We start from the raw sequence: 23629 nt of genomic DNA on the forward strand, positions 1-23629 counted from the left end.
GATGTTGTGACACCGAAAATAAGCCTTGGTACAGTGTAGTCGTTGCTGTATCAAGGTTTGTTTTTTTTCTCAGAATGATTTTAATTATAAGATATTGTAATATAAACCATTGAATATCACAGCAAAAAAATTATAAGTAATGTTGTCATTTAAACGCAAATGCAGACTTTGGTAGATCGCTTGATTCACCATGTCCACATCATCTCTTATACAGGACAAAGCTTCCGTTTAATCAATGCACTTTCAAAGAAGTTAAAAAAATATCGGGTGCAACACTCTGCAATTTTTCTTGCAAAAAACATCTCTTTTAAGTGCGTTTTTAGAAGTTTCTTTAACTAGTCCTAGTGGAATATATAAAAAATGTATTAGCTAATTTAGAGGGAGATAAAAGCTCTAAAACAAACAATAAAAAAATAAAATCATGATTGTTGTAATGGGGATCTTTCTGAATTAGAAGAAATGATTACTGACTATTTAGGGGGAAAAACGATGACAACTTTTATTATTATTCGATTATAGGATGAAGGTGGTATTGTCATAAATATCTGAACTCGGCAAAGCTGAAGGGCTTGCCGCCTGATATTCTCAGACGACAAGCCCTTATGCATATTATGAATTATTGTCTAATGGGTTATTTCAAACCAGCTGCAAATACTGCTGGCCCTGTAGCGCTTGAGGCTGCTGATTTCTTTAAATGTTATCATATAGCCCCATCCGCGAACCGGTATAGTATAATATGACCGGCGCTGCCAGTAACTCCAGCAGTTTCGGATATGGTTACGCTATTAGGTGAGCCATTCACGATCCTGATTGTATCACCAACGGATTGGAGGTTGACTTGAATGACCGATATCTGACCCGCGGTGTCTGCATTTGAGGATGGTGCAACAAGCGCCCCGCCGTTTATGGATACACCAAAGTAACTTTGTGCTGGCGTCCCTTCTGCAAAATTTAAAACAACAGCCAGTGAATAAAGACCTGCTCTTGTAATGATAAAAGTATCAGTACCGTTGAAATCGATACCAAAGATTGTAGAAATTCCAAACGTAACAGCGGCGCCGGAAGCTATTGTTTGGCCATCTATATTTGCACTGACGAATGCTTGTGAAATAGGCCCGGTAGCGCCAGTAGCACCAGTAGCGCCAGTGGCCCCGGTAGGACCAGATGCACCAGTAGCGCCCGTAGCCCCAGTAGAGCCAGTGACACCAGTTGGCCCAGATGCACCAGTAGCGCCAGTGGCCCCAGTAGGCCCGGATGCCCCGGTAGCGCCAGTAGCTCCTGTACAACATGGCCCTGTTGCTCCTGTAGCGCCAGTGACACCAGTAGGCCCGGATGCACCAGTAGAGCCAGTAGAGCCAGTAGAGCCAGTGGTACCAGTAGAGCCAGTGGCCCCAGTAGGCCCGGATGCACCAGTAGAGCCAGTAGAGCCAGTAGAGCCAGTGGTACCAGTAGAACCAGTAGAGCCAGTAGAGCCAGTAGCCCCGGTAGCGCCAGTTACACCCGTAGAGCCAGTGGCCCCAGTAGGCCCTGATGCACCAGTAGCGCCAGTAGCGCCAGTAGAGCCAGTAGCCCCAGTAGAGCCAGTGGCCCCAGTAGGTCCTGATGCACCAGTAGAGCCAGTAGAGCCAGTGGCCCCAGTAGGCCCTGATGCCCCGGTAGCGCCAGTAGAGCCAGTAGAGCCGGTAGCCCCAGTAGAGCCGGTAGCGCCGGTAGCCCCAGTAGGCCCGGATGCCCCGGTAGAGCCAGTAGCCCCGGTAGAGCCAGTAGCCCCAGTAGAGCCAGTGGCCCCGGTAGAGCCAGTGGCCCCGGTAGAGCCAGTGGCCCCGGTAGAGCCAGTAGCCCCGGTAGAGCCAGTAGCCCCAGTAGAGCCAGTGGCCCCGGTAGAGCCAGTAGTCCCAGTAGAGCCAGTGGCCCCGGTAGAGCCAGTAGCCCCGGTAGAGCCAGTGGCCCCAGTGGCACCCGTAGCCCCGGTAGAGCCTGGAGGTCCACCAGAAGGTCCTGTAGGCCCAGTAGCCCCGGTTGGACCTACTAAAGAAGGAGCAGCCAAGATATTTTCCAGTTTAGATTGAAGGAGTAGCTCCTTCTTAATTAATTCTTGCATAGTAGTTTGAACACTTGAATTTACCTGTAGCAACTCACTGATGGTCGCTGGAACCGAAAGTCCTGGCAGCGTACCGACAGCGTATTGTATTTTCTCCGCTTCGGCATTAATAATATGCCCTAGCCCTAACTCTTCAATCGCTATAGAAGATAACAAGAGGTTCAAGGCGTCATCTCTAGTAATAGTGATGCTAGGGGTTATATTAGGGAGATTTGCTTGTGACACTGTCTTCACCCTTTCTCAATTTTCAAAGTTTATGAATTTACCGATCTATATAGAGAGGTCTCCCTCTTTATAGTCATAATGCAGGATATGATTCTTTTTCATTAACGGTATGAGCATTCCTTGAGTTCAGTTAGAAGTTTCTGAGATATGCAGATCAGTGACGTAAGCCCTTCACTAGATCCATCTTCACGAATGTCAACTGTGATATAAACGGCTTCTTTAGATACCGTTTTACGACGTACTTGTACAACGCGTCTAAATAAATGCAGACATAGATGCATTTATTTAGACGTTTATTAAAGGCTTCTCCCTGTTCTGTGACCGCTTTTGTTCATGTAAGAGATTGCTTGTTCGTGTAAAGATGGTCATTTTTTTATTTAAACCAGCATTTCTGACATCTTAATTCCTTTTGGAAGAGCTAAATGACCGCTGATTCTAACGTGTCGTTCATTGGATAGATGAAAACGCTAAAAAGAGAGTTTAATTTTCGTTTTGCGATAATGTCTTCATAGGCTGATACGTTAACCAATCTGCATATTGTTAATGAAGCGCCAAGCGTACCGTTACTAGCAGTCGTAGTATTTGCGTTATCATTATTGAGCATCTGAAGAACGTTAACACATGGTCCAGTATTTAGAATGTATGCACCGGAGAGTTGTACATCTACCCCAACAGCGCCTCCGTTGCCAACATGACTCCCAAAAAGAGGAATCCCGTTTAGGCGAAGCGCGAATCCAACACCGCCAGTTGTCATTTCAACCCCTTCCAAATAGCTATTGATCCAATAGACTGTTCGGACTTAGATGGATATCTGGTGTTCCAGGTGTATGTGTAATACCGATATCATTGCTATTTATAGTTGAATCAAACATATAAGACGACCCCAGTGTAACTACTTGCTGAATGAAGCTTCCTAATTGATGTTGTTGGCTGTAAACGTACCGCCTGTAGCTCCAGTTGCACCGGTTTGACCCTACTTCAAAAGAAGCAGACAAGATGTTTTTGAACACCTGAATTAACCTCCAGCAATTCATTGAGGGTCGCCGAACCGATAGTCCTGGCAAACCCTTCAATTGCTATAGAAGCTAATAAGAGGTTCAATGCGTCATCTCTAGTAATAGTAATGCTAAGGGATTATATTAGGATTCGCTTGCGACTTTGTCTTCATCCTTTCTCGATTTTCAAAGTCTTGGATTCGATCTAATAGAGAGGTCCTCCTCCTTTTAGTCGTATAATGCAAGATATGATTTTTTTACATTAACGGTATGAGCTTTCACCCCGCAAAGAGGCTATTTTTATAAATACATACCGAAGTATTGAATCACGCTAGAGTTTTTGAAGCAAAGAGCCCGGAATCACCAATGTCTCCCGGGCTTAGACTCGTGCTTCCTATAGTCCATACTGCATAAGTTTTTTACCCGAACCGAACATGAATCAAAATGTCGGATACTTAGGCTATTTTTACAGAATGAAAGTGATGCGCAGATGAGGTGTTTTTTTATGGATACTTGAAGTTTATCTTGTGAAAAATTTTACTTAAACCCTAATGGTGCAGGATAATTTAATAAGGATTAAATTTAGGAGATGGTTAAATGAGTTTAATCAAGAACTGCCCCCTCTCCGTCATTCAAAATTCTATCTAAAATCAACTTATTGATATTATTCATATGTCGAATTTTCCATCAAATTTTTGGGATTCAAAACTCCTATACACAGAAATAGGAGAGGGGAAATATGGCAGAGTTAGGCGAGTGTTCGACATGCATTAAAAATGACTGGGCGGAACAGGTATGATAAATTAATGATACCTATTAATCTACTAATAGGTACCAATTTATCAGCAGTCGGGAGGAGATCAGATGGCAACACATATCACAGATAGCTCGGTATTGAACAACGGAGTTAAAATGCCGTGGTTAGGTCTCGGAGTTTGGAAGGCAAGAGAAGGCAACGAAACACTGGCAGTTCGCTCTGCTATTGAAGCTGGTTACCGCAGTGTTGACACAGCAACCGTCTACGGAAACGAAGAGGGCGTAGCCGAAGGAATCCGTCAATCGGGAATTGATCGTGATCAACTGTTCATCACGACCAAGTTGTGGAATGCAGATCAAGGCTATGAGACAACACTCAAGGCTTTTGACACCAGTATGAAAAAGCTGGGGCTCGATACACTGGACCTGTACCTCGTCCATTGGCCGGTAAAAGGCAAGTTTGTTGAAACGTGGAAGGCAATGGAGAAGCTATATCGCGAAGGATTTGTACGAGCGATTGGAGTAAGCAACTTCCAAATTCATCATCTGGAAGAATTACGTCAGAACAGCGAGATTACACCAGTGGTCAATCAGGTGGAATATCACCCGTTGTTGACGCAAAAAGAGCTACATGCCTATTGCAAAGAGCGTCATATCCAGCTCGAAGCTTGGAGCCCATTGATGCAAGGCAATCTGGATCACCCGCTTTTGATAGAACTGGGACAGAAATATGGCAAGTCTCCAGCTCAAATCATTATTCGCTGGGATTTGGAAAACCAGGTAGTGACGATTCCAAAATCTATTACGCCTGAGCGTATTCGCCAAAATGCAGATGTATTTGACTTCTCGCTTAGTGCAGAGGATATAGAAAAAATCAGCGCATTGAATCAAAATAAACGATTTGGACCAGATCCGGACAATTTTTCTTTCTAAGAAAAGCAGATGAAAGAAAAAGGGGAGACTGCTGCAAAAGGCACGTTTTTTCCGCAAACCTCGGATTGACAAGAAAATAAACAAAAGCCCGTTTATAGCCATTTCACAGGCTAAAGCGGGCTTTTTGGTGGTAGTCTAACGAACAGACTGTAATTGGTACAAACATCACTTATAATAAGAACCCTCTACAGAAGTGGAGGGATCTGATAAATATCCATATGTTTGCGGATAATGTTAGCTAACGCTAATACTATCCCTAGGGCTAAAAAAAGCAAAAACCCAAGAATGCTGTAAAATTAGCATTCTTGGGCTTTTTATTTCGGTAAAAGACTTTCTAGCCAGTCTTTGCTTCTATATACTGATGTAAGAGCTATCGGAAATAGCTTATTGCTCGTATTGTTACCAGATGGAAACTCGATCCTCAGGAGCAATATACATGCCATCTCCAAGCTTAATTCCATAGGTATCATAGAATTGCTGGAAGTTCACAATCGTGCGGTTTACCCGAATTTTATTGGCTGAATGTACATCGTTTTTGCTAAGAAACGCTGCAAATTCTTTTGTAGTTGTAGATTTCCATATTTCCGCATTGCTTTCGAAATAGGCTTTATAATCGGGATTACTCATTTTGGATACAACTTGCAGCGAAGCTGCCATTCCACCTAAATCAGCGACATTCTCACTTAGAGTAAGCTGACCATCATTTAACACACCCGGAATAATCTCAATGTCATTATAGAACTTAATCAGTTCCTGGTTTTTCTCTTCGAATTTCTTAAAGTCTTCTTCCGTCCACCAGTTATTTGCATTTCCATTTTCATCGTAGGCAGATCCATTGTTATCAAATGCATGGCTGATTTCATGGCCAATGACCATGCCAATGGCACCGTAATTTTCTTCAGGTTTAGCGTTAATATCATAGAAAGGCGCTTGGAGAATACCGGCAGGGAACGTAATTTCGTTATTAAAAGGGTTGTAGAAAGCATTTACGGTATAAACGTTTGCTAACCATTCCGTTCTATCCACCGGTTTTCCTAGCTTAGCTTTCGTGTTATCAATGTATGCTTTGGTTACTGTGAAGGTATTAGAGAACAGTGAACCGCCTTCGTCATATGTCTTGATTGCTACTTTATCTAATGTCGTATCCCACTTATCTGGGTAACCGATCTTAACAATCATCGTATGCAGCTTTTTAATGGCTTTAGCTTTAGTTGTTTCTGACATCCAATCAAGAGATTGGATTCTTTCCTCATACGTAGCGATTAACTTCTCTACCATTTGTTCAACATCTTTTTTAGCTTCTGGTGAAAAATGTTTCTCGGCAAACATTTGCTCCAAATATCCGCTCATTGTGCCAGTTGTCATGGCAACTGCGATTTCCTGATCTGTTTTTTCTCCTGTAATGCCGTATAACGTTGCGGAAAACTCATTTGCAGCGTCTTTGAATTCATCTGACAATAGACGACCTGTTGCGGAAAGCAGTTGTACTTTGGAGTAAGCTTTAAGTATGTCAAGATTATCTTCAGTCAAGAGTTCCGCGCCTTTTTGTGCCAACTTTACATCGAATACGATTACTTTATCAGCACTGTCGACTTTCATCGATTTCAAGACTTGTTTCATATCTACTGTTTTGAACATGTCATCGAATTGTTCGATTGTATATGGATTATAGTATTTATTGACGTCGCCTTGTTCATGAGGTTCAAGCGATACGGAAGCTAAGCTTTTCTCCATTCCGTAAATTTTCTCAGCGTGGCCTTTCGCTGTAGACTCGTCCTCACCCGATGACACGAGAAGCTTGGTCATATATTGAATGTAGGCTTTTTTCGCTATCTCGTCTTCCGTTACAAAGCTGTTTTTATCCAGACCAGTAGCTAATCCGGTATAATATAAAGCATTTTCACTGCTGTTCTTTGCATCGTTCATGATTGTAAAGCTGAATAATGAGCTTAGACCCAATTCTTTTTCCGTGGCAAGATCTGCTTGAACGAGCTCATCAAGTGTTTTAGCCCCGTTAATTGCCTTTACATATTTTTGGATGGGCTCAATCCCTTGTTTATTTCTATTTTTTTTATCCAACGCTGTCGAATAAAAGTCGGCAATTTTCTGTTCTTTTGTCCCTTTATCGAATTGTTTACCAACGAGCTCATTTATTATTTTTTCTATTTTATCGGTATTTAGCTTTTGTAGCTCAGGAAATCCGCCACCCATGATTTCTCCTGTTGGAATTGTCGATTTATTTAACCATTCCTTATTGATTGCTTCATAAAAATCGTCATTTAAATGGGAGCCTTTAAGCGTCCACACTCTGGCAATAATTTTTTTGAACTCATTGATCGTAATATTGTCATTTGCGCCTAATGTGCCGTCAGGTTTGCCTGTCAGTACGCCTGCCTTTGCAAGTTTATCGATATCTTTTTTAGCCCAATCTGGTACATCAGTGAACTTGACATCAAATGTTCCGCTGCGCAAATCATTTCCGACCGGCTCTGGCAATTCGCCGAATGCCCGGCTCAACATGACTAAAGCTTCAACCTTCGTAGCTGGCTCATTTTCTCTTAAATCTTCGTTTTTAGAGCCTTGCATAATGTATTCTTTACTAATTTCTGGTTGATAAGCGTCTGCTGCTATCAACAAGGTTTTAACGATTTCTCCTCTTGTCGCTGGTGGCGACGTTTCAGTGGCAAAAGCTGATACGCTAATTGATAGGACCATTATTATGGCCATGAGTAAGGATAAAACCTTCTTTTTCATCTTCGTGCCCCTTTACAGTAGATTTGTATAAAAAAAGATAAATGGGTGGAATTTAGAATTTCTTCCATTTAAATACCATTATAGTTTATTTATTTCAGTTTGAAAATATGTAAAAAGCTTTTTCATTTTCAAGAGAGCATAATCTAGTCTAGCTCTTTTAAGCTAGAGCGGTGGTGCCACGTGGAAAGTGGCGAGTATTTAAGGGTTGGAAGGGAAGCACAAAGTCGATTCCGTGCGCAATTGGAGGCATAATTGATGTCAAAGCAATAGGTGTGCTCGTTTATAATAAGAATGATAGTTTGTCATTACGTTTTATAAAAATCACTTCTTTCGTTTTAATGTATATATATGTTAAAATTGATGTTTATCCTGTGAAAAATTGTACTTGAACTAACGGCTGGTTAGTGCAATAAAGGAACTTTAGAGTATCTATATTGTTTATAGATAATCCAAAAATATACTTAGTTATATATTGAATAAACTTCTTTCGCCTAGAAAACAATTGTAGGCCCAAAGCCGATTCCGGACGCAATGATGAATCGAGGCGTAATCTGTTTAGAAGTAAAGGGGAAAATATGAGAAAAAAAGTTATTTTATCATTAATGTTAATGACATTTCTTTCAGCTGTAGAAGGAACAATTATTAGTACAGCAATTCCCCGTATTACAAGTGATTTGTCAGGTGTCGAACTTGTTAGTTGGGTATATGCAATTTATATGCTTGCCACAGCTGTTTCGACGCCAATATACGGGAAGCTGGCTGATTTATTCGGTCGTAAAAAAGTTTTACTTATCGGGGCTACAATATTTTTAGTCGGCTCTGCACTTTGTGGTGTTGTTACATCGATGGAGCAGCTTATTGTCTTTCGTGCCCTTCAAGGTATAGGTGCTGGCGCTATTATGCCAATAACAATGACAATCATGGGTGACTTATATAGCGAAGTGAAAGACCGTGCAAAAGCGCAGGGCTGGATTAGTGCTGTGTGGGGCGTCTCTGGTGTAATAGGACCATTAGTTGGTGGATTTTTAGTCGATTCTCTATCTTGGCGTTACATCTTCTTCTTAAACGTTCCATTTGGAATTATCGCGTGCTTAATGATTGTCATTTATTATAAAGAATCTATTAAGCCTGCTAAGCACCATATCGACTATCTGGGTGCAACAGTATTTTCATTAAGTACAATCGCGCTACTATACGCGTTATTAACAGGTAGCAGTAAGCAAAATTGGGGGGACATTACAATTATTGGTCTCTTAATCTTTGCAGCTGTTGCATTCGTTATTTTCTTATTAATTGAGAGAAAATCTCCGGAACCATTAATTCCGCTAGCACTTTTCTCTAATCGTACATTATCTATTATAAACATTTTAACGCTTATTTCTGGTGCAATGATTATTAGTATTACAATGTATCTTCCGATTTGGAGCCAAGGTGTATTAGGAAAAAATGCGACAGAGGCCGGACTCGTTTTAATGCCACTTCCCGTTATGTGGACATTTGGCACTATTTTTTCTGGTAAATTAATTGATTACTTAAAAACGAAACAAATCATTTTACTTGGAGCTAGTATTCTTTCAGTTGCTGCCTTTTCACTATTTACATTGTCAACAGACTCTCCAACATTCCTTATTTATGTTGCAGTTGGATTATTCGGCTTAGGAATGGGGCTTATTATACCAATTTACATGGTAACGATTCAATCAGCTGTTCCAACTCATACACGGGGAACGGCAATTGGCTTAAATACATTTATCAATACGTTTAGTCAAACATTAGGTGCTGCAGTTTTCGGGGCAATTTTCAACACGATGATTCACGCACAAGGTATTAAAAACCTTAATCTTATATCTTCTGGTGGACATGGTGGAACTACAGCAACTATAGTCACCGAATCACAAGAGGCGTTAGCTTCAAGTGTACATTTCATATATATGAGTACTTTTATATTAGCACTAGTAACTTTAGCAATTGTTTGGTTCTTATTAAAGCCATCCACACAAACTAGTGAGCAATAAAAAATAATTACTATAATGTTTAAAAATAATATAATTTCATATAAAAAATGCGCGAGAAAAAATAATTTATTGACAATTCAAATAAAGAGACTATAATAATTATCAAGATTTGCATAACGAAAAATTGTTGTGAACAATTTGGAGTATAAGAGTAAAAGTGTTGAAGAGAACTAGTAGTTTTAATGGAACTGACAGAAAGTAGCCGGTTGATGAGAGGCGCAAGGAAAGTTAAAATGAATTCATCTTGGAGCTGCGTACCGAACTTTAGTAGGCTACGACGGGTTTGCATCCGTAATCAATGCAAAGGTATCGCATTTAGCCGTACCTATTGAGAAGAGTTATGTGAGTAGCTCTTAAATTAAGGTGGTAACACGTTCATAACACGTCCTTTAGGTTTTTTCCTAAAGGACGTTTTTTTATCTTCATTCAGCAGAAGCGGGTAGTAAAATGAATGCGATGTGACTCCTTTTATCGAGGAACTCAGTCTAAGAACTTCACGTTCTATGGCATATGTAGCGAAAGCGAAGCGTCAGCTACAATTACGCCAAGGCGAAATTGATTTTTTACTCTTATAGAACTTGCAATATTAATTCAATATTAAAGGAGTTGTATTGTATGTTTTTAACACTGGAAGAACAAGTAGAGACGATTCAAAAGGGTGTAGGTAAGATCGTTAATGAAGGAGAGGTTTTACCAGATAACATCCCCACAATGTTAATTGAAATAGGGAAGGAGTCTGTACTAGATATTATTCCATCATTAATTGCTGAAGAGTATATTCAAAGTAAAAGTGAGTTTATGCGATTAATGAAACAAAATAATGTTTCTTTGAATGGAGAAAAACTTACGGAGGAAGACACTGACATCATATTAATGAATGATGAGATTTTACAATTTGGGGAGAAACGATCTATACGATTTATAAAATAAGGGAACTAAGTTGAATTATTCGTCAATCGATAATTAAACAACTATATTAAAAAAATCACCTTCGAGATATTACGAAGGTGATTCTCATGTTTATTATTTCCCTAGAACAAATTCAGCAATTTCATCTAAAATCATTTCTTTACCAAGAGGGAAGTAACCTTTATTGACCGCATCATTTTTAATAATAAATACGTGGTTGTTCTTAACAGCATTCATGTTTTTCCAAATTGTCTCTTCTTGGAATTCTTTTAAGCGCTGAGAACCGTCGCCTGTTGTAAATACGAATAGGTAATCTGGATTGTAGTCAATTAAAGCTTCTTTTTGTACTTGTACTAATGCTTCATCCAATGGCGTACCTGGAACTGCTGGTAATTTTAAATCTTTAAAGAGAACGCTACCGTAGCCATAGTCACCATATATACGGAATGCATTTGGATATGCAGCCATTTTCATGAACTTGGCATCACCAGTTTTAGCAACGATTTTATCGTGTAACTTGCTAGCTTTTTCGTCATACTGTTTGAACCATTCGTCTGTTTCTTTTTCTTTATCGAAGATTTTACCTAACTCCTCGAACTTTGGACGCCATTGGTCTAATGGAGTTTTTAACATGACAGTCGGTGCAATTTTAGATAATTGATCATAGATTTTTTCTTGACGATCATTTATAAGAATTAAATCTGGTTTTGCAGCAGCTACCGCTTCGATGTTAATATTGTCACCCCAAGCGGAGCCGACTGGTTTTACATCTTTTAATTGATCTGCAATATGTGGATCAATTTCTTCCTGAGACGTATTTGCAGTAATGATTGGTTTCATTCCAAAGATTAATAATTCTTCTGTTGAACCACTAAGGTCAGCAATTTTCTTTGGATTAGCAGGGATTTTAATGTTCCCCTTAGCATGCTCTACTGTACGCTCTTCTGTTTTAGCGTCTGTTTTTTCTTCTTCTTTTTTATCAGAAGAGCAAGCTGCAAATAGTATAGATGTAACAACTAATACCATTGTTAGTAACGTTAGTTTAAATTTCTTCATATCTTTGTTCCTCCCGGATAAATTGTTTGCGACCCATTTCATTCTAATGGGTGTTCAACTTCTTAGACTACAATGAGAAGCTCAACGCCCATTAGAATGCTCCTTCTCCTCTATTTAATAAAGGAAGAGTGCTCCTTCCTTTATGCTTTTATTTGCTCTAGATTATTAATCGTTGTTAAATCGTAAGTTAAACAAATTGGCTTCCTGTTTACAGGGCATGAAACGATTAGTGCTTCAATTTCAAATACATTTCGAAGTGTTTTACTTGTCATCACTTCATCTGGAGTTCCCTGGTGAATCAGTTTACCAGCCTTTAAAGCAATCATATGATCAGAAAAACGAGAAGCATGGTTTAAATCATGAATGACCATAACGATTGTGCGGCCTTCTTCCTGATTTAATTTTTTTAAAAGATTTAAAATTTCTAACTGGTGAGCCATATCTAAGTAAGTTGTCGGCTCATCTAATACAAGTAAGTCCGTTCCTTGCGCAAGTGCCATTGCAATCCATACTCGTTGACGTTGGCCGCCTGATAAAGCTTCTGCTGAACGGTTTGCAAACTCTGTCATCCCTGTCACTTCAAGTGCCCAATGGATGTAGCAATAATCTTCTTCTTGCAGTGTCCCAAATCCATTTTGGTGTGGAAAGCGACCATATGACACAAGCTCAAACACAGTAAGACCCATTGGAACTTCTGCCGTCTGGGGTAAAATCGCCATTTTCTTTGCAATTTCTTTTGTTGACTGTTTGTCAATTGCTTTTCCATCAAGATAAACAGTCCCTTGTTTTGACTTTAAAATACGAGAAGCTGTTTTTAACAATGTAGATTTCCCACATCCATTAGGTCCAATAATCGTTGTTATCTTTCCTTCGGGAATCGCCACTGATAATCCATCTATTATTAATCCTTCATTGTAGCCAACGGATATCGAATCAACTGCTAAAGTTACCATCTAAAAAGACTCCTTTTACTTTGTCCTCATAAGTAAATAAATAAAATAGGGTGCACCAATAATAGAAATAACAAGACCGACTGGTATTTCTGAAGTTGTTAGTACACTTCTTGAAATTAAATCTGCAAATAGTAATAAAAAAGTACCAATTAATGCTGCTGTAGGTAACATAATTTGATGTTTTCCTCCAACAAGGCGCCTTGCGAGGTGAGGTGCCATTAATCCAATAAATCCAATGCCACCAGCAACAGCTACCGATGCGCCAGCCAAACAAACAGCGATAAATAATAGTTTACGTCTTTCCTTCTCTACATTTACACCAAGGCCAACCGCTGCTGCATCTCCTAAATTCATTACATTCAATATATGTGCCTTGCAAAATGCAATTGGTAGAAATATGAGCATCCATGGAAGTGCACTTAATACAAACTTCCAATCTGTTCCCCATAAACTTCCTGCTAACCAAATGGTTGCAAAACGAAAATCATTTGAAGTCATTTTCATGGAGAAGATTAAACTAACAGCACTAAATCCTGCTGCGACTGCAATACCTACAAGGATTAAACGAGTGGATGAAACACCGTTCTTCCAAGCTAGTGTATAAATAATAACCGCTGCTAATAAAGCACCGACTAACGCAAATAACGGAAGAATGAATACTGAAATTAGCGTACCGGTTTCAACTTTCCCGAAGAAAAAATAGACGAAAACAACAACTGTTAATCCAGCACCAGCATTTATACCAATAATTCCAGGGTCAGCAAGTGGATTTCTCGATAAGCCTTGCATGATAGCCCCTGAAATCGCTAGCGCTGAGCCAACTAAAATCGCGATAACCATTCGAGGCATACGAAACTCGAATAAAATGATAGATTGATCTTCGGCCCCTAACCCAATTAACGATTTTAATACATCTATTGGTGGTATTTTAAACGTTCCTGTATTTAAGCTAATTAAGAATACTGACACAATTAGGCAAGCTAAAATGGCTAAAACTGAAATATTCTTTTTGGTTAGAATACTTTGTCTCATATTTTCCCTCTCCCTTCATTACGAGCTAAGTAAAGGAAGAATGGAACACCAATTAAAGCTGTAATTGCACCAATTGGCGTTTCAAATGGAGGATTGATAACACGAGATAACATATCTGCGCATTCTATTAACAAACCACCTAATACTGCTGAACATGGAATGACCCATCTATAATCAGATCCAACAAGAAAACGCGTCATATGTGGGATAACAAGTCCAACAAATCCAACAGAACCTGCCATAGATACTGCTGACCCCGTTAAAACAAGCACAAGTACAGTTCCAATAAATTTAATTAAGGTTGTATTTTGTCCAAGCCCAATCGCAATTTCCTCGCCGAAACTTAAAATGGTGATGTATCTCGACATTATAATTGTTATAACAAGACAAACAAGCCCTATCGGTAGCAACATATCAATACTTACCCATTTGACACCTGAAACGCCTCCTGCATTCCACATGCTGACCTCCTGGGCAAGATTAAAATAAAGTGCAATACTAGAAGATATAGCCCCAAGCAGTGCACTGATCGCTGCACCAGCTAACGCTAACTTTACAGGTGTGAGCCCTCCTGGTGAGGATGCACCTACACCATATACAATACTTGCGCCAAATGCGGCACCAATGAATGAAGCAAGAACAAACATTATGTATGGGGAATTAGGGAAAAAGGCATACGTAATTGCAATGCCAAATACCGCACCATCTGTAATCCCCATTAAAGAAGGTGAGGCAAGAGGGTTTCGTGTCATACCTTGCATAATTGCTCCGGATACTGCTAGAAACGTACCAGCGACTACGCCTCCAATTGCTCTTGGGATACGAAGCTCCCAAATGACATTATGATGTGTAAGTGAATCATCGAATTGAAAAACAGCTTGCCAAACAGTTTTTAAGCTAATATCTGCAGCCCCAAATGAAATGGACATGCCCATACTTAAAGCTAATAAAATCGTACCTACTATTAAAATAATAGAAGCAATAAGCGGTCTGCTCTTAATCTTTTTCAAATTCGTCTCTTGTTGTTCTATGCTCCTCGCGCTTGCTTCCATCCGTTACCATCCTAACTAACAACATATATTCGTGAAATGAGATTCATTCTCAATTATCGATAAAAAAATAATGGTTGCTCTTAATTGATAATGATTCTCATAATCACTTGTCCTATTCTACATAGCACCCTAAAAGATTGTCAAACATTATTTTTGAAAATATATTATTTTTGTTTATTTTTTCATATTTGAATTTGCTATAAGGGCTTCCATTAAGCGAATCTCAGGGGGGCGTGTAGATAGTTAAATTATTTAAATAATAATAAATTCGAATAGAAAAAGTGACCGTTGAATTATCAACTTTTTATTTTCTTACTATAATAACTATGCGAAGCTGCCTTTAAAGGTTTGTATACTTTTTTAGCTTTATAGTTAATCAGATAGAAGGAAATCATCCAATAAACCTAGTGTTTTATAGGTTATTGCTATTAGAGTAATCAAATTTTCAAGTATTGCAAAATCCCTTTGATATAAAGATATTGATGAATAATTTATAAAAATGCAATGAATTGTTATGTCAAATAATAGGGTATAGTATATTTAGAGTTTAGCTTTAAAATTGAATTATTTGTTAATTTCTCTCTCATTTTACCATTACCGTGCAAAATAATGGTATGCTATATCACGATAATAGTTTATGGAGGCGGTATTATGTATTACAGTAATGGTAATTATGAGGCTTTTGCACGTCCTAAAAAACCAGAGGGTGTTGATGAGAAATCAGCGTATCTTGTTGGTTCGGGGCTAGCTTCACTTTCAGCCGCATGTTTTTTAATTCGTGATGGTCAAATGAAGGGAGAGAATATTCATATTCTCGAAGAACTAGATATCTCAGGTGGTAGCCTTGATGGTATTTTAAATCCGACAAGAGGCTTTATTATTCGCGGTGGTCGAGAAATGGAAGATCATTTTGAATGCCTATGGGATCTATTCCGTTCAATCCCATCATTAGAAATAGAAAACGCTTCTGTTTTAGATGAATTTTATTGGTTAAATAAAGAGGATCCTAACTATTCAAAATGTAGATTGATTGAAAATAGAGGACAAAGACTTGAGGATGATGGCAAGTTTACATTATCTGATAAAGCATCTGAAGAAATGATTAAATTATTCTTTACGCCTGAAGAAAAATTAGAGGATGTAAAAATTACAGATGTTTTCTCTGAAGAGTTCTTTGAATCGAATTTCTGGCTATATTGGTCTACGATGTTTGCTTTTGAAAAATGGCATTCTGCAATGGAAATGCGTCGTTATATTATGCGTTTCATTCATCATGTCGGGGGTCTACCAGATTTATCTGCTTTGAAATTTACAAAATATAATCAGTACGAATCTTTAGTACTTCCTATGATTAAATATTTGGAAGGTCATAATGTTGATTTCCAATTCAATACAGTTGTAGAGAATGTTTTAGTTGATAAAGTTGGCGATAAAAAAGTAGCCCATACTTTAGTGTTAAAACAAAATGGTGTGAAAAAGAATATTGAGCTAACAGAAAATGAATTAGTGTTTGTAACAAATGGTAGTATTACGGAAAGTACGACTTATGGTGACAATAATACACCAGCCCCTATAAGTACTGATTTAGGCGGAAGTTGGTCACTTTGGAAAAACATTGCTTCCCAAGATTCTGATTTTGGTAAACCGGAAAAATTCTGCGAAAACCTTCCAGAAGAAAGCTGGTTTGTTTCAGCAACACTAACTACTTTAGATGATCGAGTTGCTCCGTATATTGAAAAAATTAGTAAAAGAGATCCGTATGCAGGTAAAGTAGTGACGGGTGGTATTGTAACGGCTACTGACTCTAATTGGATGCTAAGCTATACGTTGAACCGACAACCGCATTTTAAAGATCAACCAAAAGACCAATTAGTAGTTTGGATTTATGGTTTGCTATCTAATAAACCAGGTGATTTTATTAAAAAGAGTATCACGGAATGTTCAGGAATTGAGATCGCACAAGAATGGTTATACCATATGGGTGTGCCTGTAGACGAAATACCGGATATAGCACAAAATTCTTGTAATACAATTCCATGTTACATGCCTTATATAACATCTTACTTCATGCCTAGAGCAATGGGAGATCGTCCTTTAGTTGTCCCTAATGGATCTGCTAACTTAGCCTTCATTGGAAACTTTAGTGAAACAGAAAGAGACACTGTATTTACAACTGAGTATTCAGTGAGAACGGCGATGGAAGCAGTTTATCAATTATTAGATATTGACCGAGGCGTTCCAGAAGTATTTGCATCTACTTTTGACATTCGTACTTTATTATCTTCAACTGCTCGTTTACTTGATGGTAAAAAATTAACAGATGTTGATGCTCCATTTATGTTAAAACAAATAGGTAAGTTTGGTATTCATAAAACGAAAGACACAATCATCTATGATTTACTGAAAGAAAGTAAATTGATATAAAGATATGTGCTAAAAAAGCTGATTCAATGGAATCAGCTTTTTTAAATTAAATAGTGAATTTTTTCATTTCGTCTCTTAAAGCATCAGCAATGGCATTTAGGTCTTTAGCTTTTTCAGAGACAGTCTCAATGCTTTTAAGTTGTTCATTTGCGGAAGCGGAAACTTGTTCTGTTCCAGCAGAGGTTTCTACTGCAGAAGCAGATATGTTTTGTATGGCACTAATGATTTGCTCCTTGCGTTCATCCATTTCATGAGATAAATGTTTTACCTCTTGAGCCACTTCACTCGTTTGATCTAGAGCTACCTTTATTGTATGGAAAATTTCGCTAGTATCCTTTGTAGCTTTTGCATTTTGTTCGACAATACTAAGGCTTGTACTAATTTCCTGCACAGCACTTTTAGAAATATCCTGAATGGCAGAGATTTTATTTTTAATATCCTCAGTAGCATTAGATGTCTGTTCCGATAATTTTCGAATTTCATCAGCGACAACCGCGAAACCTTTACCGGCTTCACCAACGCGAGCGGATTCAATGGATGCATTCAGAGCTAATAAATTAGTTTGAGTTGCGATATCTGTAATTGTATTAACGATACTTGATATATCAGATGAAGTTTTATCTACTTCTTGAACGATGTTACTTACCTGTTGTGAAGATTCGCGATTTTTCTCTGACCAAACAGAGAGTTGGTTGACAGTTCCTACACCTTGATTACTTAAATGACCTATATCTTCTGTCATAGAGGCGATCTTCTCTGTATGCTCAATAACACGATCAATATTTCCAGATAGTTGATTTAATTGTTCTGCACTTTGTTCTGTATCATGTGCCTGCTCTTCTGTAGCTTTTGCCATTTCATTAATGGCTGAGCTAATTTCGTCAGTCGTACGTACCGTATCTTCTGCGATTTGAATAAGAATGTTAGAGGAATCTGATAACTCGGAACTAGTGTTATGTATGTTGACGGTAACATTCTTTAATGCAGAGCGCATGCTAGAGATGCCTTTTGCCATAAGACCAATTTCATCTTGATGATTTAATAGCTTATCTAACTCAGGATTTTCAGTAAAATCTAAGCTTGCAGTTTGATGAATAACCTTTTCGAGATTCTTAATGGCAGCAACAATGCGACCAATAATCCACCACATTAAAGCACCTATAATGATAAAACTCACGATGCCTGTAATAATCTGATAGCCTAGTACAGAGTTTGTAATAGATTGAATGCCGCTTTCAGGCACCCCAATGTCAATTACGCCATAAAGTTCACCATCTTTATAGATAGGCTCCATGATGTCGTATGTCCAAATATCTTGAACTTCAGCATACCATCTCGTAAATTGCTTTTTTCCGTGTTTAGCACCATCGATTGTGTATGCATCCTCATATGTTTTTCCTAATTTCCCTTTATCACTATGCGCCACAGCTTTTACATTGGTATCAATGACAATAGCATAAGTCACATTCTCTTGTTGTGCTTTTGACTCCACAAAATCTTGTAAAGATGGGATGGGGTCGTTCTCAGAATTTAATATAGTTTCAGCTTGCTTGGCGATTTCAAAGACCTGTTCATTAGCTTTTTCAATTAAAACTTCTTTACTATTTTTGCCAACAATCCATACACCTAATACGGAATTAACTACGGATGACAATAACAGCAAACTTAATGTAAAAAACAATAATCGTCGCTTAATACTTTTGTTCTTCAAATAGTTTCCCCCTTTGAGTTTTGTCGGAACTTTATACCTAAAAAAACTCAAATTTTAAGTATAGTATTATGTAATGGAGCAGGAATGTCAATAATATATTGCGAGACTTGTTACTTAGTTTGTGACAAAACAGGGGCTAATAGTCCTTCGATTTTTCGACAACTTTATAAAAGCTTGAACAGATCGGAAATACCTATTTCCGGAGAGTAAACAGTGTTAATTGTTTTAATTTAATAGCAGGCGGCAACCGACCTTTATTTCGTCGGTTTTTTAGTGTAATAAATAATAAATCGATGCAACTAACTATCAATCATAATGCTCTAACGGTATGTAAAGAGAAAAAGAGGTGATTATATGCAATCCGAGATTCTTGTAAAAAAAGCAAAGAAGGGAAATGGAGAAGCGTTTATACAATTAATCCGTCAATACGAAATGACGCTTTACCGGACAGCAAAACGACTTGGTTTGAAAGATGAGGACATTGCAGATCTTTTACAGGACACAATACTGACTGCGTTTGAAAAAATAGATTCTTTAAAAGAAGCAAAATATTTTCATACATGGCTTTGTCGCATTCTTTTAAATAACTGCTATCGCTTTATGAAGCAGGGTCAGCGTACTGTAACACTAAATGTGACGACATTGCATGAACTACGACACCAAGATCAAATTTCACTTGAACTTGATGAGGCATTAGAAAGTCTAGATGAAAGCTATCGCATTACCGCGAGCATCAGAACATAAAAAGCAATCGGGATCCGGGCTACAATTGATCTATAGGATGTTGGATACGGAGTTTGTAAAAAAGAATATATAAGTTTTAGGTAATTTCAAATGGATTTCCAATAAAAAGTGCGACAAAAATCTGTTTAATGAGTTTTGTCGCACTTTTATATATAGTTCTACTTTTCTCTATTTCCGAAAATTCCTGTAAATAGAATTCCTAATATGTGATAATAACCGTAAATTAAGGTAATGGGAGAGGAATAAAATGGAGAAAAACATTTTATGTTTAAAACTAAAAAGATTTCGAGAAGAAAAAGGAATCACCCAACAAGAACTAGCTGAGATTTTGGAAGTAAGTGATAAGTCTATATCCAAATGGGAACTTGGGAATGGTTATCCAAGTAAGAGAAATATGCTGAGAATATCGGAGATTCTTGATATCAGCGTGGAAACATTGCTATTAGAGGAAAAGAATGATGATAAAGAAAAAATAAAGTTAAGTATTAATTATAGCTTAATTAGTTATATCATTATTTTTGCTGTAACCTTAATAATAAAAGGTCTGACAGATGCAGAACAGTATCAAAACATTTTATCTAAAGATATTGTTGAGATTTTAAAACTACTTGCAAGTGCATTTGTCCAAAATATAGGAATTGCTTTACCGCCCGCAATTATTATTGGTTTCGTTTTTTATTTTTATATTTTTCCTAAACAATCAAGAGAGTAGATATCGGTCTACTTTCTTTTTTATAAAGAGGCTATAAAACTGATAATATAGAGTTATGACGCATGAGAAGGTGAGAAAATGCTCGGGAAATTTTTGAGAAGTAAAAAGAAAAATAAGGAATGGCGAGGGGGAAATTCAAATGGACGGCCAAAAGTGGCCATAAACGAATTGGAGTTGCTGCAGTTAAAGGATGCTGGAAAAAGTAATCGAGAAATTGCACAAATATTTCGCGTTTCAGAAGCTACTATTCGGAGACGATTAAAAGATTTAGGTGGTTGATTCTTCTTTTTATTTGAATTGTTATACATTTCTTCATTTCAAGATTCCAATAGATTAAAAACAAACTCTTATGTATGATAGCGTAAAGAGTTTGTTTTTTGCTTTTTTCTTACAAATTTGGATTTGGAGCATAAAGGACGAGGGGGATGAATTAGCTTGGAAATTTCAATTATTTGCTTACAAGAACGCGATGCAGAAGAATTGTTTGAGTTTGAAAAGAATAATAGACTATTTTTTGAACAAATGGTACCTGGTCGTGGAGAAGACTATTATAATTTTGAGACATTTAAAATAAGACATAGGGAGCTTTTAACAGAACAACAAGAAAATAAATCGAAATTTTACTTAATAAGAGATAACCCAGGCAGTATTGTTGGAAGAATTAATTTAGTAGATATGGATACAACGAATGAGATAGCAGAAGTCGGTTATAGAGTGGGACAAGAATATGGAGGCAAAGGAATAGCGGCTAGAGCCTTAAAACTACTATTAGAAACAGAAATCCGTGTCAAAAAGATTAAAGCAAAAACAACAACAAATAATATTGCATCTCAAAGGGTTCTTGAAAAGAATGGTTTTAAACAACTGTCTATAAGTGATAATAAGTTCGAAATGAATGGCAAAAAGCTGCAATTTATCGATTATATATTGGAACGCTAAATCCTTCAGAGGGGTAGTTAAAAAGATAGTGTTTAAACGAATCATGATACTTTTTTCAATTTGATACTTTTGTGGATCATTACGACAAGTTATATTAGGCGAAGAGTCGGCAACAATGGTTTCTGTAGCGAAAGCGAAGTGGCAGCTAAAAGCGCCCAGTCGGAACGGAAATCAACACCACACATCATGATGAAGAACCATAAAAATTACTAATTGTTATAGAAAAAATAAAAGTGGGGGTTTTATACATGAAATATTTATTACAAGTTGATTTTACAATGGACGGGCCATTCGGTGAAGAAATGTCCGAGGCATTTACTGATTTAGCAAAAAGTATTAATGAAGAGTCGGGTATGATTTGGAAGGTTTGGACTGAGAATGCTGCGACTAAAGAAGCTGGTGGGATATATTTATTTGCAACCAAAACAGCAGCAGAGAAATATTTAACTATGCATTCAGAACGATTAATAAGTTTTGGCATTACCGATATTCGTGGGAAGGTCTTTGAGGTGAATGAAGTATTATCAACAATTAATAATGCGCCAATTAAATAGTTAGCTAAAGCTAATTGGGAGCCATAATTCGCAGTATTATCAACTAAATAATTAAAAACAGCAAACATGAGCTTGTGATTTAACAATCTCATGTTTGCGTTTTTTTTTCGATCATAATTTATTACTTGCAAAATATGTTTATTGTGTATATATTGTATATAGAGTATATATACATTATGTAGAAATTTGCCTTAATGAGCTCAAGGAAATGCTTACATTATTGCATACGGAGGGTGAAGAATGGAAAATGTCATTGAATTACAGCATGTTCATAAATCTTTTAAGGGATTTCAGATAAAAGATTTCTCTATTAACGTTAAAAAGGGCTTTGTAACTGGATTTATCGGGGGAAATGGTGCAGGAAAGTCAACAACAATCAAATTGATTATGAACTTGCTAAAGCAAGATAGTGGTACTGTTTCAGTGTTTGGGATGGATTATAAGAAGCATGAAAAAGACATAAAGGAACGTATTGGTTTTGTCTATGATGAAAATGTCTTTTATGAAAATGTAACGTTAAAAGATATGAGAAGGATTATTAAACCAGCCTATAAAAACTGGGATGATGCTGCCTTTCAACGTTATGTTGATCAGTTTGAACTACCATTGAACAAATATATGAAGACCTTTTCAAAGGGAATGAAGATGAAAGCTTCGTTAGCTATAGCGCTAGCTCATCATGCAGAATTAATTATCATGGATGAACCAACTGCCGGGCTCGATCCGATATTTCGTAGGGAGCTACTAAATATTCTACATGAGTTAATGCAAGATGAAGATAAAACGATTTTCTTCTCGACACATATAACAACAGATTTAGACCGAATTGCGGATTATATTACCTTTGTTCATAACGGTGAACATATATTCACGAAGGAGTTTTATAAGATTGAAGAGGAATATGCTATTGTCAAAGGGACATTGAATTTATTGGATCAAGAAACGGAACGAGAGTTTGTGGCAATTCGAAAATCGAACATAGGCTTTGAGGCATTAACAGCGGATAAAAATCGTGTGGCAAACATATTTGGGGATTCTGTTATTGTGGAAAAACCAACGCTTGAAGATATTATGTACTATACGAAAAAAGGATGGTGATTGCATGGCTAACCTTATATTTAAAGATATTTTAATACAAAAGAAAATGATTGTATTATACATTGCTACTATTATTCTTTATTTATTAATAAATGTGTCCCTAGTGAAAATAGGATTCTTATATAGTTTAGCGATTATTACCATGTCCTTTTCTTACGATGAAAAAGATAATGCTAATATTTTACTTAATTCGCTACCATATACGAGAAAGCAAATTGTTAGTTCGAGATATATAGGTTCTTTGATATATACATCACTAATTATACTCATTACGTATTTAGGTAATTTCCTCTTAAACGGAAAAGAGACATTGTTTTTATTGAAAGATATAGTGATAATTATCGGTCTTGTTATGGTCGCTATATCATTCATACTGCCAATTTGTTATAAATTTAAAACGCAAGCCTTAATGATTGCTTCAGGTACTTTATTTGGTATATATTTGGTAACCATTAAATATTTATTCCCTAGTTTTAATGATACATTAAGTGAACTGATACAAAAATTTCTGACTTTACAAGAAACACAAATGTATTTTGTAGCTATCTTTACAATCATTATTTTATATGTTGGATCGTGGCTACTATCTATTCGAATATATGCGAAAAAAGTCTTTTAAAACAGCTTGAGCCCGTTGATGTAGGCTCAAGCTGTTTAAGTACGCTT

19 protein-coding genes, 2 pseudogenes and 1 other annotated feature are annotated in these 23629 nt (G+C 37.3%); of the genes and pseudogenes, 12 read left to right on the plus strand and 9 right to left on the minus strand.

Features of this window, described 5'->3' with window-relative positions:
* Positions 1–168: 168 nt before the first annotated feature.
* A pseudogene (locus PVA17_RS25485) lies at positions 169–252 on the plus strand (ATP-binding protein); the annotation flags it as partial.
* Positions 253–700: 448 nt separating this feature from the next.
* Here the strand turns inward: PVA17_RS25485 and PVA17_RS01720 are convergent.
* From PVA17_RS01720 to PVA17_RS01725, 3 genes and pseudogenes are all read right to left on the minus strand, one after another.
* Positions 701–2326 (minus strand): collagen-like triple helix repeat-containing protein, encoded by a 1626-nt coding sequence (locus PVA17_RS01720; RefSeq protein ID WP_274066701.1) that lies wholly within the window; start codon positions 2324–2326, stop codon positions 701–703.
* Between the two features lie 164 nt (positions 2327–2490).
* A pseudogene (locus tag PVA17_RS25490) lies at positions 2491–2657 on the minus strand (transposase); the annotation flags it as partial.
* Positions 2658–2744: 87 nt separating this feature from the next.
* On the minus strand, positions 2745–3080 hold the full coding sequence (locus PVA17_RS01725; protein ID WP_274066702.1) for a hypothetical protein: 336 nt from the start codon (positions 3078–3080) through the stop codon (positions 2745–2747).
* A 1105-nt stretch (positions 3081–4185) separates the two neighbouring features.
* On the opposite strand from PVA17_RS01725, the gene PVA17_RS01730 reads away from it, so the two are divergent.
* Positions 4186–5010: an aldo/keto reductase gene (locus PVA17_RS01730; RefSeq protein WP_132361167.1), complete on the plus strand. Its 825-nt coding sequence runs from the start codon at positions 4186–4188 to the stop codon at positions 5008–5010.
* A gap of 399 nt (positions 5011–5409) precedes the next feature.
* Here the strand turns inward: PVA17_RS01730 and PVA17_RS01735 are convergent, their stop codons facing one another.
* Positions 5410–7764 carry a M13-type metalloendopeptidase gene (locus PVA17_RS01735; protein ID WP_274066703.1) on the minus strand — a complete coding sequence of 785 codons (2355 nt, stop codon included), beginning with the start codon at positions 7762–7764 and terminating at the stop codon, positions 5410–5412.
* 575 nt (positions 7765–8339) lie between these two features.
* Between PVA17_RS01735 and PVA17_RS01740 the strand changes: the two genes are divergently transcribed.
* Together PVA17_RS01740 and PVA17_RS01745 are read left to right on the plus strand one after the other, a co-directional pair.
* Positions 8340–9779, plus strand: a complete 1440-nt coding sequence (locus tag PVA17_RS01740) for an MDR family MFS transporter (protein ID WP_483307996.1) — start codon at positions 8340–8342, stop codon at positions 9777–9779.
* A gap of 151 nt (positions 9780–9930) precedes the next feature.
* Positions 9931–10172: a binding site (T-box leader), on the plus strand.
* 222 nt (positions 10173–10394) lie between these two features.
* Positions 10395–10709: a hypothetical protein gene (locus PVA17_RS01745; protein WP_132361173.1), complete on the plus strand. Its 315-nt coding sequence runs from the start codon at positions 10395–10397 to the stop codon at positions 10707–10709.
* Between the two features lie 93 nt (positions 10710–10802).
* Here PVA17_RS01745 and PVA17_RS01750 read toward each other — a convergent pair whose 3' ends face one another.
* The 4 genes from PVA17_RS01750 to PVA17_RS01765 all read right to left on the minus strand — a co-directional run bounded on the left by PVA17_RS01750 (position 10803) and on the right by PVA17_RS01765 (position 14781).
* A complete protein-coding gene (locus tag PVA17_RS01750) occupies positions 10803–11744 on the minus strand; it encodes an ABC transporter substrate-binding protein (protein WP_132361175.1) in 942 nt (313 codons plus the stop codon).
* 140 nt (positions 11745–11884) lie between these two features.
* Positions 11885–12697: an ABC transporter ATP-binding protein gene (locus PVA17_RS01755; RefSeq protein ID WP_274066704.1), complete on the minus strand. Its 813-nt coding sequence runs from the start codon at positions 12695–12697 to the stop codon at positions 11885–11887.
* A 15-nt stretch (positions 12698–12712) separates the two neighbouring features.
* Positions 12713–13729, minus strand: coding sequence for a FecCD family ABC transporter permease (locus tag PVA17_RS01760; protein ID WP_274066705.1), 1017 nt, complete (start codon positions 13727–13729; stop codon positions 12713–12715).
* Positions 13726–14781 (minus strand): FecCD family ABC transporter permease, encoded by a 1056-nt coding sequence (locus tag PVA17_RS01765; RefSeq protein WP_274066706.1) that lies wholly within the window; start codon positions 14779–14781, stop codon positions 13726–13728. The genes PVA17_RS01760 and PVA17_RS01765 overlap by 4 nt, the downstream gene beginning before the upstream one ends.
* 651 nt (positions 14782–15432) lie before the next feature.
* Here PVA17_RS01765 and PVA17_RS01770 point away from each other — a divergent pair.
* Positions 15433–17205, plus strand: a complete 1773-nt coding sequence (locus tag PVA17_RS01770) for an oleate hydratase (RefSeq protein ID WP_132361183.1) — start codon at positions 15433–15435, stop codon at positions 17203–17205.
* Between the two features lie 46 nt (positions 17206–17251).
* Here the strand turns inward: PVA17_RS01770 and PVA17_RS01775 are convergent, their stop codons facing one another.
* Positions 17252–18916, minus strand: coding sequence for a methyl-accepting chemotaxis protein (locus PVA17_RS01775; protein WP_132361185.1), 1665 nt, complete (start codon positions 18914–18916; stop codon positions 17252–17254).
* Between the two features lie 354 nt (positions 18917–19270).
* Between PVA17_RS01775 and PVA17_RS01780 the strand changes: the two genes are divergently transcribed.
* The 7 genes from PVA17_RS01780 (at position 19271) to PVA17_RS01810 (ending at position 23582) form a co-directional block, all read left to right on the plus strand.
* Positions 19271–19660, plus strand: coding sequence for a sigma-70 family RNA polymerase sigma factor (locus tag PVA17_RS01780; RefSeq protein WP_274066707.1), 390 nt, complete (start codon positions 19271–19273; stop codon positions 19658–19660).
* 247 nt (positions 19661–19907) lie between these two features.
* Complete coding sequence (locus tag PVA17_RS01785; RefSeq protein WP_274066708.1) at positions 19908–20372, plus strand: helix-turn-helix domain-containing protein; 465 nt, start codon at positions 19908–19910, stop codon at positions 20370–20372.
* Positions 20373–20450: 78 nt separating this feature from the next.
* Positions 20451–20651: a winged helix-turn-helix transcriptional regulator gene (locus tag PVA17_RS01790; RefSeq protein WP_132361193.1), complete on the plus strand. Its 201-nt coding sequence runs from the start codon at positions 20451–20453 to the stop codon at positions 20649–20651.
* A gap of 156 nt (positions 20652–20807) precedes the next feature.
* A complete protein-coding gene (locus tag PVA17_RS01795; protein ID WP_274066709.1) occupies positions 20808–21311 on the plus strand; it encodes a GNAT family N-acetyltransferase in 504 nt (167 codons plus the stop codon).
* A 248-nt stretch (positions 21312–21559) separates the two neighbouring features.
* Entirely contained in the window at positions 21560–21865 is a 306-nt protein-coding gene (locus PVA17_RS01800; protein ID WP_132361197.1) for a monooxygenase, read from the plus strand.
* A 240-nt stretch (positions 21866–22105) separates the two neighbouring features.
* The gene (locus PVA17_RS01805) at positions 22106–22963 is read left to right on the plus strand and encodes an ABC transporter ATP-binding protein (protein ID WP_132361199.1); all 858 of its coding nucleotides are present in this window, start codon (positions 22106–22108) and stop codon (positions 22961–22963) included.
* A gap of 4 nt (positions 22964–22967) precedes the next feature.
* Complete coding sequence (locus PVA17_RS01810) at positions 22968–23582, plus strand: ABC-2 transporter permease (protein ID WP_132361201.1); 615 nt, start codon at positions 22968–22970, stop codon at positions 23580–23582.
* The last annotated feature ends 47 nt before the right edge of the window (positions 23583–23629 follow it).

The organism is Lysinibacillus sp. CNPSo 3705 (genome assembly GCF_028674935.1).
GTDB lineage: Bacteria > Bacillota > Bacilli > Bacillales_A > Planococcaceae > Lysinibacillus.